We start from the raw sequence: 10,377 nt of genomic DNA on the forward strand, positions 1-10,377 counted from the left end.
TCATCAATAAAGTATTTGAAAGTATAGGTTAATAAGTTCGTTACCCCAAAAATAAGCTGTCAAAGATCCAGCCGCAATAAATGGACCGAATGGGATTGGCTGTCGTTTTTTTACAATTCTAAACAAAAGTGCCAAGCCACCAAGAACTGCACCGAATAATGTTGATAAAAAGAATGATAATAGTACCAGTTTAAATCCTAACACTAATCCGATTAGGGAAAAAAGCTTTACATCACCAAAGCCCATTCCGCCCTTACTGACAACAGCAATGATAAGGAGCAAGAGGAATCCTGAAACGGCCCCTAGTAGGCTATCCCACCAAGGGTTAAGCGGCAAAAAAATTCGTTCCAATAAAAAAATCCCTGCAAACCAAACTAAAATTTTATCAGGGATGATCATATAATGGATATCGGACACGGTAATAATCATAAACATTGAGATAAACGTCAAAGCGACGATTAATTCTCCAGACCATCCAAACACGTATGGTGCTGTTGCAAATAAGAATCCGGTTAATAGTTCAAATAAAGGATAAATAGGAGAAATCCGCGACTGACAGCCGCGGCATTTCCCTTTTTGAAACATATATGATAAAACCGGAATTAGTTCAAATGGTGTTAACTGATGTCCGCAAATTGGACATGCAGATCTTGGTTTGACGATTGATTGTTTTAATGGGACTCTTAGGCCGACTACGTTGAAGAATGAACCAAAAACAATTCCGTAGACAAAAATTATCATTATAATCATTATTTATATTCTGATAATTTTTTCTCGGTAACTGTAGCAGTCTTATCGGTACTACTATTAACTACCTTTACAGCATCATGATTACTTAATCTATAAGTATACTTGGTTGTTCCATCTGAAGCCAAAGAGGGAATTACAGATACTTGAAAACTTTTGTCTGCTACACGATCAAGATAAGCATCTAGACTTGCTACAGTTGGAGTAGTAGCAGTAGTATCGTAAATTGTTGCAGGGGTTGTACCATCCACAGTTAGAATTGTATTACCAGTTGGACGTTGGTCTGCAACATATAATTTTGCAGCATTAATAATTAGTAATGCGTCCTGTACCTTTGCCTTATTGTCAGATTTAGTTATTACATTTCCAATCGCAGGAATTGCAATCGCAGCAATAATCCCCAAAATTACGATTACTGCTAGTAATTCAATTAAAGTAAAACCTTTTTGTTCTTTCATTTTTGCTTTTAAAGCTTGTACCATTTTCCCACTCCTCATGGTTCTACGAACCTAGTATATTTTCTCTATGAGTATACAATAATTGACATGATTGTAAAAGCTGTTTTGTATCATTTTCTGTCACAAATTTTGGATATTTGTAATGTTTCCTAGAAATTTGTAATAAAATTGAAATTTTTCAACTCATTTGATCGTACATCGAGAACATCGGCATCATGATCGACATGACAATGACTCCAACAACTCCGGCCAAAAGGACAATCATAATCGGCTCGATCAAGGACTTAAGCCGGTCAGTACCTGCTTCTACTTCTTTTTCATAGAATTCCGCAATCTTCGACAGCATTGCATCTAGTGCCCCTGTTCCTTCACCAATAATAATCATTTGAGTTACAAGTGGAGGAAATGCCCAGTGGGCAAGCATAGGCTCTGTCATTGATTTTCCTTTTTCGAGCGAATCACGTGATTCACGAATTACTTTAGAGATGACTTCATTTTCTACAACCTTTTCGACAATCGACATCGCTTGCAGGATCGGCACGGAGCTTGAGAATAAAGTACTAAGCGTACGCATCATTCGTGCTAACTGTGCCTTTTGCACCATTTTCCCAAATATCGGCATTTTTAATGTCACCAAATCCAGGTAGTATTTAACCTGCTTATTTTTTTTCATGAACATAAAAGATAGGTAAATAGCTAATAAAACAATTCCTATCAACCACCAAAATGTTTTCATAAATTTACTAGCGGATAGAACAAATTTTGTAATAGCAGGGAGCTCGAGATTCATATTGGTAAACATCGTAACAAATTTAGGAACAACCCCAATAAGTAAGAAGATAACAGCCAGTATAGCAATAACTCCAATTACTGCAGGATACGTAAGCGCTGATTTAACTTTTTCCCTTGTATGATGCTGCTTCTCAAAATCCTCAGCTAACCGTTCGAGCGTTCCATCCATATTTCCGCTGACTTCTCCGGCCTTTACCATGTTAACAAACATCGAATTAAAGATTTTCGGATGCTTAGAAACTGCGTCAGAAAAAGGATTTCCTTCACGAAGTTCCTGTTCTACATCTAGAAGCGCACGTTTAAGTCCTTTACTTTCTGTTTGAGCAGCAAGAACCGCTGTTGACTCTACAATGGTTACTCCTGCCTTCAATAGGGTCGCAAATTGCCTGAGATAAATTACAAAATCCTGCATTTTGACGGGATTGCCAAAGGATAATTCCATGGTCATTAAAGTCTCAGGTACTTCCTTCATTTCTACTACTCTTACGCCATCATCTTTCAGTTTAACCATTGCTTCACGGCGGGAAGCTGCCGAAATCACTCCCTGCTTTTTGCCGCGTTTATCTCGGCCAGAATACTTAAATCTAGGCATCCATCATCATCTTTTCTTGGAGATATTTAGTTGCTGCTTCTTTCTGAATCAAATTGCGATCAAGCATGTCTCTAATACTCATCTCCAGCGTATGCATTCCTTGGGCCCGTGAAGTTTGCATCGTACTTTGAATTTGGTGAATTTTTTCACTTCTAATTAAGTTAGCAATCGCAGGATTATTCACTAATATCTCCGTTGCAGCTTTGCGTCCTTGTTTATCTACTGTTGGAAATAGACGCTGTGAAATAACCCCTACCAATACTGAAGCTAACTGGACTCGAATTTGTGGCTGCTGTGCCGGTGGAAAAACATCAATAATACGGTTAATGGTTGCCGGTGCACTTGATGTATGAAGTGTACCAAAAACTAAGTGACCCGTTTCTGCAGCTGTGATTGCAATACCAATTGTCTCTAAATCACGCATCTCCCCTACTAGAATTACATCAGGGTCTTGACGAAGGGCTGCTCTTAAACCACTCGCGTAATTCTTAGTATCAAATCCTACCTCCCGCTGATCAATAATCGAATTTCCATGTTTATGAAGATATTCAATTGGGTCTTCCAGGGTAATGATATGCTTCCTCATTGTACGGTTCATATAATCTACCATTGAGGCAAGTGTTGTCGACTTACCGCTTCCTGTAGGCCCTGTCACAAGAATTAATCCTTGTGGCTTTTCAACAAGCTTTGGAATGATTTCCGGCAAATCCAAAGCTTCAAGTGTTGGAGTTTTAGACGCAACCACCCTTAAGGCAAGGGAAACACTTTTACGTTGATGGTAGGCATTAACACGGAAACGGGATACTCCCGGAATTCCATATGAGAAATCAAGTTCCCCTCGTTCTTTAAATTGTTCATATAAGTTTTCAGGGATAATTTGTTTGGCAATGGCCTCCGTGTCTGCTGGCAACAATATCTCTTTCCCATAGCGTTTAATATCACCATTAATCCGAAAAATGGGTTGTACTCCAACGGTTAAATGGATATCTGATGCCTTAAATTCCATTGCAGCCCGTAGAATATTATCAATTCTTTCATTCATAGTCTCGCTCCTACTCTAGAATGGCAACACGTAAGACTTCTTCTGTTGTTGTCAAACCTTGTTTCACTTTTAATAACCCATCATCAATTAGAAATATGGTTTTATTTTTAATCGCATGTTCCTTTAACTTTTGAAATGAGTTATCATTCATAATAATTCTTCGCATATTATCGTCTAGGACCAGTACCTCATGGAGGGCAATTCTTCCTTTATAACCCGTCATATTGCAGGAAGGACAGCCTTTTCCTCTGATAATCTTGTCAATCTTCAACCCACGTCTTGCAAAGATTTCCTTTTCCCTAAGCGAAGGCTCTTGTGATTCTGCACAATCACGGCACACCTTGCGGACAAGTCGTTGTGCGACAATGCCACTAACTGAAGAGGCAATCATAAACGGTTCTACACCCATATCATTTAAACGTGTTATCGTTCCTAGTGAATCATTTGTATGCAGTGTACTTAAAACTAAATGCCCGGTTAAAGATGCACGAATCGCTATTTCTGCTGTCTCTTTATCTCGAATCTCTCCGACCATGATGATATTTGGATCCTGTCGAAGGATGGAGCGCAGACCTGCAGCAAAGGTCATTCCGACATTTGGATTTACTTGTATTTGATTAATTCCTTCCAATTGATACTCGACTGGGTCTTCGATCGTAATGATATTGACCTCTTCACTGTTTAATTTATTTAAGGCCGCATAAAGGGTGGATGATTTCCCCGATCCCGTTGGTCCAGTTATCAGGACAATCCCTGTTGGCTGTTCAATTAATTGATTAAAACGCTTGAAATTTAAAGCATTAAAGCCAATTTTATTTAAATCATTTAGAGCTGCTCCCATGTCCAATAATCGCATAACTATTTTTTCGCCATAGACAGTTGGCAAGGTCGATACACGCAAATCAATGGGGTAAAAATCGAGGTGTAATTTGATTCTGCCGTCTTGTGGTATCCGATGTTCGGTGATGTCTAAATTGGACATAATTTTGATTCTTGCTGTTAAAACGCTTTGCATGTGACGTGGTAAAGTACGCTCCACCCTAAGCACACCGTCAACTCGGTAGCGAATGACGATTTTTGTTTCTTGTGGGTCGATATGAATATCACTGGCCTTTTGAATAACGGCATTGGTAAGAAGCTGATTAACAAGGCGCACAATCGGTGAATCCTGGTTTGTAACGTCTTCCTCCCTGCCCCTATCATTCGAAGTCAAGTCATCAAAAAGCTCCTCAAACCCATCATCATCTTCATAATACTTATTTATCGTTCGGAGGATATCTTCCTTTGTCGCAATCCCCGCTTCAATTTGGAACCCAGTAGAAAGGCGTAAATCATCGATGATGATAAAGTCCATGGGATTGACCATTGCCACAAACAGCTTATTTCCCTCTTTTTTAAGCGGAACAATCAAATTCCTTTTTGCCATATCCTTTGAAATTAAGGAAAATAAACTTGTATCAAATGGATATTGTACTAGATTCACATGTGGTATACCCAGCTGATTCTCTAATACCTCTGCCAATTGTTGGTCTGTTATATATCCTTTTTGGAGCAAGGCTTCGCCTAGCTTTTGACTGGACCCTTTTTCTTCTATGGTCGCCGCAAGCTGTTCCTGTGTAACAAGACCTTGTTCAATTAATAATTCACCTAATCGTTTTCTTGTTTGCTTTCTATTGTTATCAACTTTATTTTGGTTGTTCATTCGGCTTCCCCCAAAGGTCATCAACATTGGAATCTTGTTGTATCGTACCAGATGTTGAAGTAGTTTGACTGCCATCAGGACTAGTTTCAGTTGAAGGAGTAGGAGTAGTAGTTGTTGTTGTCTGACTTACGGTTGTCGCTGTTCCCTGTGTTGTACCCGTTAGAGCATGTATCTCCACACGATAGGAAGGAGAATAATAATCTTCAGAGATAAATTCTGTCTTTAAGAGCTGCTCTCCTTGATAGATATTACGGTAAATTTTTACGTATTTGCCGTCGTTCCCTGCGGATTTGACGATTGTATTCCCTGATTTTAATTGTGGGCTATATTGAACAATCGTTTTCGGCTTTAATAACTGTTCGTCTATCTTATTGATTTTATAGGAATAAAGGAGCTTTTCACCCTTTAAACTCATAGTTAATTGATTATTTTTTAATCCAAGCACAAGAGTATAGCTTGTTTTATTTGGATTGGTGATAATTAAGTCCATGTTATTCTCAGGATTTACGCGAGCTTCCATTCCCAATCCTGCATAGTAGGGAAGTGCAGTGCTAATATTTCGATCCACGATGGTGAAATTTGTTGGTAATACCGCTTGATAAATCCCTGTTCCGAGCAAACTTAGTAAGTTGGCATTGGTAATCTTCAAATTCTTGGCATAGTCAAGAACGGAAAATGTTTCTCCTTCTGCAATTTTAATCTCTGGGTTTTTTTCGATAAATTCAGGAAGTTCAATAGGTATATCGTTTAATTTAAGAACAGCCTCATTGATAACAAAATCCTTTTTAACTGAGTTTGCCAGCACGTAATCCTTTGTTAAGTTAAAAATTTTTTGACTATTTTGAAGTGTAGAGGCATTTGATTCTAAACTTGATTTCAGTTTTACAAAATCAACATCCTTACTAGTAAGCTCTGGGAAAAGAATACTAACTTGTTCCTCTAGCTGTGTTAAATCCATCGTTACATAGACAGGATTGGTCTGTCCATCCTTAATGGAGTTAATTGTTGTTTCCTTATCGAGATTGAAAAGATTCAAGTCAACCGGAACTGTCTTTTCACTATATTGAAAGGTAAATGTAGTCTCCTTCAGCCAATCTAGGTATTGTTTTTCAAGTAAACTGGCTGCTTCTGTAGCTGTTTTTCCCGAAATATCGATCTGACCGATTCGGGTTCCATCGGAATATTTCCCATCAAGAGAAGAAAATTTTTCATAGGCCTTTGCTCCAAAGTGAGAGGTACTAAAGATAAATGCTGTACTAAGGACTAGTACGATAAATAATTTTATAAACTGAGAGTTTTTTTTCTTCATATCACTGCCCCAATCTATCAAACTACTTTTGTAATTTGAATTCCCTCTCCGGATCGCTTTCCTTTTTGCTTTCTTCATTTTTTGCTGAAGCAGCTTCCTCAATTGCAAGGAAAAGTTCGTTAAGTGAATTTTTATCCTCTTCACTAATAACCGATTCTGTATCTTTGTCTTCCGTTAAATAATTATTGATATCCCGAAGGTGACCCTCATCATTAGAATCAGTCACTTCCAACTCTTCAAATAGCAAACTTTCTATATCTGATAAATAGCCTTTTCCAGTTTCCTTTTCCTCTACGATATCTTCATCCTTGTTATCAGATCCATTCGTATCATCAAGAAAAAACAGATCGTCATTGTCTATTTCCTTATTTTCTATCTCTACTTCATTTTGGGATTGTTCGGAGAATGGTATTATCTGATTTTCTTCTAAATGTAATGTAAGTAATACTTCAAGTTCAGGTTCGGTTTCTAATAGCAAACTTTCTATATCTGATAGATAGCCTTCTCCAGTTTCCTTTTCATCTACTATATATTCATCTTTTTCATCAAGTTCTATCGTATCAACAAGATCTAACATATCGTAATTGTCTATTTCCTTATTTTCCACTTCATTTTGGGATTCTTCGGAGAATGGCATTATCTGATTTTCTTCCAAATGTAATGTAGGTAATACTTCTGGTTCTGGTTCGGCTTCTAGATCAAGCAATTCCATTTCTAAATGCTTTTCAGAGCTTTGATTAAACACTTCATATTCAATGTCTTCCTCTACTTGTAATTCAAGTAAATCAGACTCTGAAATATATAGTAACGCCCCAAACCGATTATCCATAATATAAGCTGATATCAACACTAGTAATAGTATCATTAACCCTGTCTGCCATAACGGGATGGAAGTATCAACCGCTAGTCCAGCAAGGGCCAACACAAAACCAATCAAAGCAACAGAAAGCTTTCCTTTGAAGGTGAGACCAATTGGTATGAAATTTAAAACTAATAGTAACAGTAAACCTGAACCAATGGCCCATATAAACGACTGCATGTTGAAACTTCCTTTCTATAGCTGACTCTTATCTATGAAATAAGTAATAAGAACTTTTTTATACAAAATTAGACAAAATCCGCCTACTAAATATTGTATTATATTTTTTTATAGTAAGAAAGAATCTTGATAATTTTTTTACAAGAAAAAAACCCAATCATTGCTAAGGAAGAAAATCAGAATACCTAAAAGCAAGGATTGAGTTTAAAAATACTGCTTCATTAATTACTTTCTCTAGTTGGGTCGGCAGTTATACTGTCTTTAACAGGCGAAAGTCCGGTTCCATTATCAACAAAGAGAGGGGAATTATCATAATTTATTTGAACAAATTTAAATATAAAGTTATCATCATTACCGCTAGAAGTTAACGACTGGGCAATGATTGAACCTGAAAAGGAGGTATTTATTGAAACACTTGCATTTGGAGCATATATCATTTTTGGTACGGTATTATCATTACTCAAATAACTAATGCCAATAGTAGTACCTGTATTAATGCCTGCATCAATAATATGCCCAAGCACACCTTTCCCCTTCGCAGGGTCAATCACTATTACCTCGTTTAACGCATTTTTCGCGTACATGGATCCATATATTTTTCCATTTATTTTTGTCGGTGTTCCTTCTAGAAATACATAGATTTTTTCTATATTAGAATCAGTCCCTAAAATATTCCCTTCCGTGCCAATAATACTGCCTGACCCCATATCAAGATTTTTTAGATAAAATGAGAGCTTACCAGTACCGACCACTTTAATTTTTCCGTAAACATTTAAATTGTTTAACACTAAATTTTTATTATAATTACCAACATCAATTGTTAACTCTTGCCCACTATTGACTGTTAGGGTATTAAATGCCAGATCAGAGTTCATTGTTAATGTTTGGGTCGTTGGTGTAAATGAATAATTATTTGTAGTTGTTATTGAGAAAACAGGGAACTCAGGTATATTTAATGGAGTGCTCACATTAGTATATATCTTTCCTGTTACAATTGCTTTACTACCATTTAGTGTAACCTCACTCATAGTTGCTGATGTTCCCACTGATCCATCTACCGGTACGTTTTTTAATACTAAACTATCTTTTACAAACAATACAGTATCTGCCGGTATTGTTACACTTGTCCGCGGTTTCCAAGATAAATGGAATATTTTCACTACTTTTCTTGTCCGATTATTAATTTTTCCAACTGAAGTGATTTTGTAATCATAACTGTAAGATATTGATGTACTACTGGGAATCTGTTCAATTGTTGTCGAGGCAACAGGCTTGCTCCCAGAAGTTGTTTCAAAACCCGTATAGTCTTTTACCACTCCTAGCTCCATTTCATTATTCATCCTTGTAAAAAAGTCGGAACTAGTTACTGCGAGGCTATAAGATTCTTTAAGCTTTGATTCTATTATATTCATTCGATAAGTAATTCCCGACTCAGCAACATAATAGGCAGATTGAGTATCACGGTCACCGCTGCTCATCTTTACATTGGTTGAAGCAAGACCAAGAAGACTAATACCCAAAATGGAAATGACAACTAGGACCATAAGAACAACAATGAGAGCTACACCTTTTTCATTATTTAATGATTTAATATGAGAAAAAAGTTTTTTCATCTTTTCACCTATTTCCTAATATAGATAGTGCTCGAAAGTGTTGTTTGTGGAAGATTATTTGAGGGGATATTGGCAATGGTTATCGTGTACATGTCGTCTTTAACTTTTTTTAAGTTAAAGATTTGAATATTATTAATTAAAGGATCAGCATTTTTCATAATATTTTTATCCGCCAACTTATAAACATCGACCCCATTAATTTTTAATTGATCATTCGTAATATCCGAATCATCAATATTCACAAAGCTTACGGTCGAAGCTTTACGAATTTCACGAGTAATAATATTCATTGCCAGCCTAACATTTGATTGGTTATTGATTTCAGCAGTTTGGCTGCTAGACTGCTTAATCCCAAGCAAATGAACAGAACCTGCTAAAAGTAAAATGATTGATAAAAGAGAGAGTGCGGCTAAAAGTTCAATGAGAGTTACACCATTTTCGTTGTTTTGCGTATTTAAGCTTACACTTTTTTCCATGATAGCAGCATCTCCATTTGAGCTTCTATTTTTGCCGTTGTCTTATTCTTATAAACCCGTACGATTACATTTACTAAACGGTTTCCTGTTGCAGAGTTTACTTTAGTAATGGGTGGAGGAGAAGTCAATTCAACATATACATAATATCCAGGTACAGTTGTTTCAAAGCTCTTACAATTAGTCTGACAATTAGGGTTAACTATCGTAGTAAGAGTGTATTTTGGATTGCCATCAGATTTAGTTAGTTTGTATAATTCTATAGGAAAGGTCGTCGCTAAATCTGTGGATTGAGCAACTGTACCATTTAACTCTTCCATCGTAGATTCAGCAACATAAGTAGCGCTCATAATCTTTTTTGAAATCGTATTAGATTGGGACGATTGAACTATCATAGTTAACATTGACACTATAATTATAGAAAGAATAACGATTGAGGCGAGTATTTCAATTAGAGTCATTCCTTTTTCATTCATAGCTAACGTCCTTTATTCTAGTATATTAAAACTATTAATCTTGAAAAAATTGTAATTTTTTGTATGTTTTTGAAGACTAATATCATTTTCAGTTTAACAGCAAGATATTTACTTTTCAATAGATTGTATGATGT

The 10,377-nt window shown here is 36.5% G+C and carries 10 protein-coding genes; all 10 read right to left on the bottom strand.

The genetic code is table 11. The features are described from left to right. Positions 1-3: 3 nt before the first annotated feature. The 10 genes from V7077_RS03850 to V7077_RS03895 all read right to left on the bottom strand — a co-directional run bounded on the left by V7077_RS03850 (position 4) and on the right by V7077_RS03895 (position 10,243). A complete protein-coding gene (locus tag V7077_RS03850) occupies positions 4-750 on the bottom strand; it encodes a prepilin peptidase (RefSeq protein ID WP_335498520.1) in 747 nt (248 codons plus the stop codon). Then, positions 750-1,229 carry a type II secretion system protein gene (locus V7077_RS03855; protein WP_335498521.1) on the bottom strand — a complete coding sequence of 160 codons (480 nt, stop codon included), beginning with the start codon at positions 1,227-1,229 and terminating at the stop codon, positions 750-752. Before V7077_RS03855 ends, V7077_RS03850 begins: the two co-directional genes overlap by 1 nt. Positions 1,230-1,383: 154 nt before the next feature. After that, on the bottom strand, positions 1,384-2,589 hold the full coding sequence (locus V7077_RS03860) for a type II secretion system F family protein (RefSeq protein WP_335498522.1): 1,206 nt from the start codon (positions 2,587-2,589) through the stop codon (positions 1,384-1,386). Further along, positions 2,582-3,631, bottom strand: coding sequence for a type IV pilus twitching motility protein PilT (locus V7077_RS03865; RefSeq protein ID WP_335498523.1), 1,050 nt, complete (start codon positions 3,629-3,631; stop codon positions 2,582-2,584). The genes V7077_RS03860 and V7077_RS03865 overlap by 8 nt, the downstream gene beginning before the upstream one ends. A gap of 10 nt (positions 3,632-3,641) precedes the next feature. Further along, positions 3,642-5,333 carry a GspE/PulE family protein gene (locus V7077_RS03870; RefSeq protein WP_335498525.1) on the bottom strand — a complete coding sequence of 564 codons (1,692 nt, stop codon included), beginning with the start codon at positions 5,331-5,333 and terminating at the stop codon, positions 3,642-3,644. Next, positions 5,317-6,642 carry a G5 domain-containing protein gene (locus V7077_RS03875; RefSeq protein WP_335498526.1) on the bottom strand — a complete coding sequence of 442 codons (1,326 nt, stop codon included), beginning with the start codon at positions 6,640-6,642 and terminating at the stop codon, positions 5,317-5,319. The genes V7077_RS03870 and V7077_RS03875 overlap by 17 nt, the downstream gene beginning before the upstream one ends. Before the next feature lie 22 nt (positions 6,643-6,664). Beyond that, entirely contained in the window at positions 6,665-7,681 is a 1,017-nt protein-coding gene (locus V7077_RS03880) for a hypothetical protein (protein WP_335498527.1), read from the bottom strand. A gap of 221 nt (positions 7,682-7,902) precedes the next feature. Further along, positions 7,903-9,294, bottom strand: coding sequence for a PilX N-terminal domain-containing pilus assembly protein (locus V7077_RS03885; RefSeq protein WP_335498528.1), 1,392 nt, complete (start codon positions 9,292-9,294; stop codon positions 7,903-7,905). Positions 9,295-9,302: 8 nt separating this feature from the next. Further along, the gene (locus V7077_RS03890; protein WP_335498530.1) at positions 9,303-9,770 is read right to left on the bottom strand and encodes a prepilin-type N-terminal cleavage/methylation domain-containing protein; all 468 of its coding nucleotides are present in this window, start codon (positions 9,768-9,770) and stop codon (positions 9,303-9,305) included. Beyond that, positions 9,755-10,243 carry a prepilin-type N-terminal cleavage/methylation domain-containing protein gene (locus V7077_RS03895; RefSeq protein WP_335498531.1) on the bottom strand — a complete coding sequence of 163 codons (489 nt, stop codon included), beginning with the start codon at positions 10,241-10,243 and terminating at the stop codon, positions 9,755-9,757. Before V7077_RS03895 ends, V7077_RS03890 begins: the two co-directional genes overlap by 16 nt. Positions 10,244-10,377: the final 134 nt, after the last annotated feature.

Source organism: Neobacillus vireti (assembly GCF_036962465.1).
Lineage (GTDB): Bacteria > Bacillota > Bacilli > Bacillales > Cytobacillaceae > Neobacillus > Neobacillus vireti_B.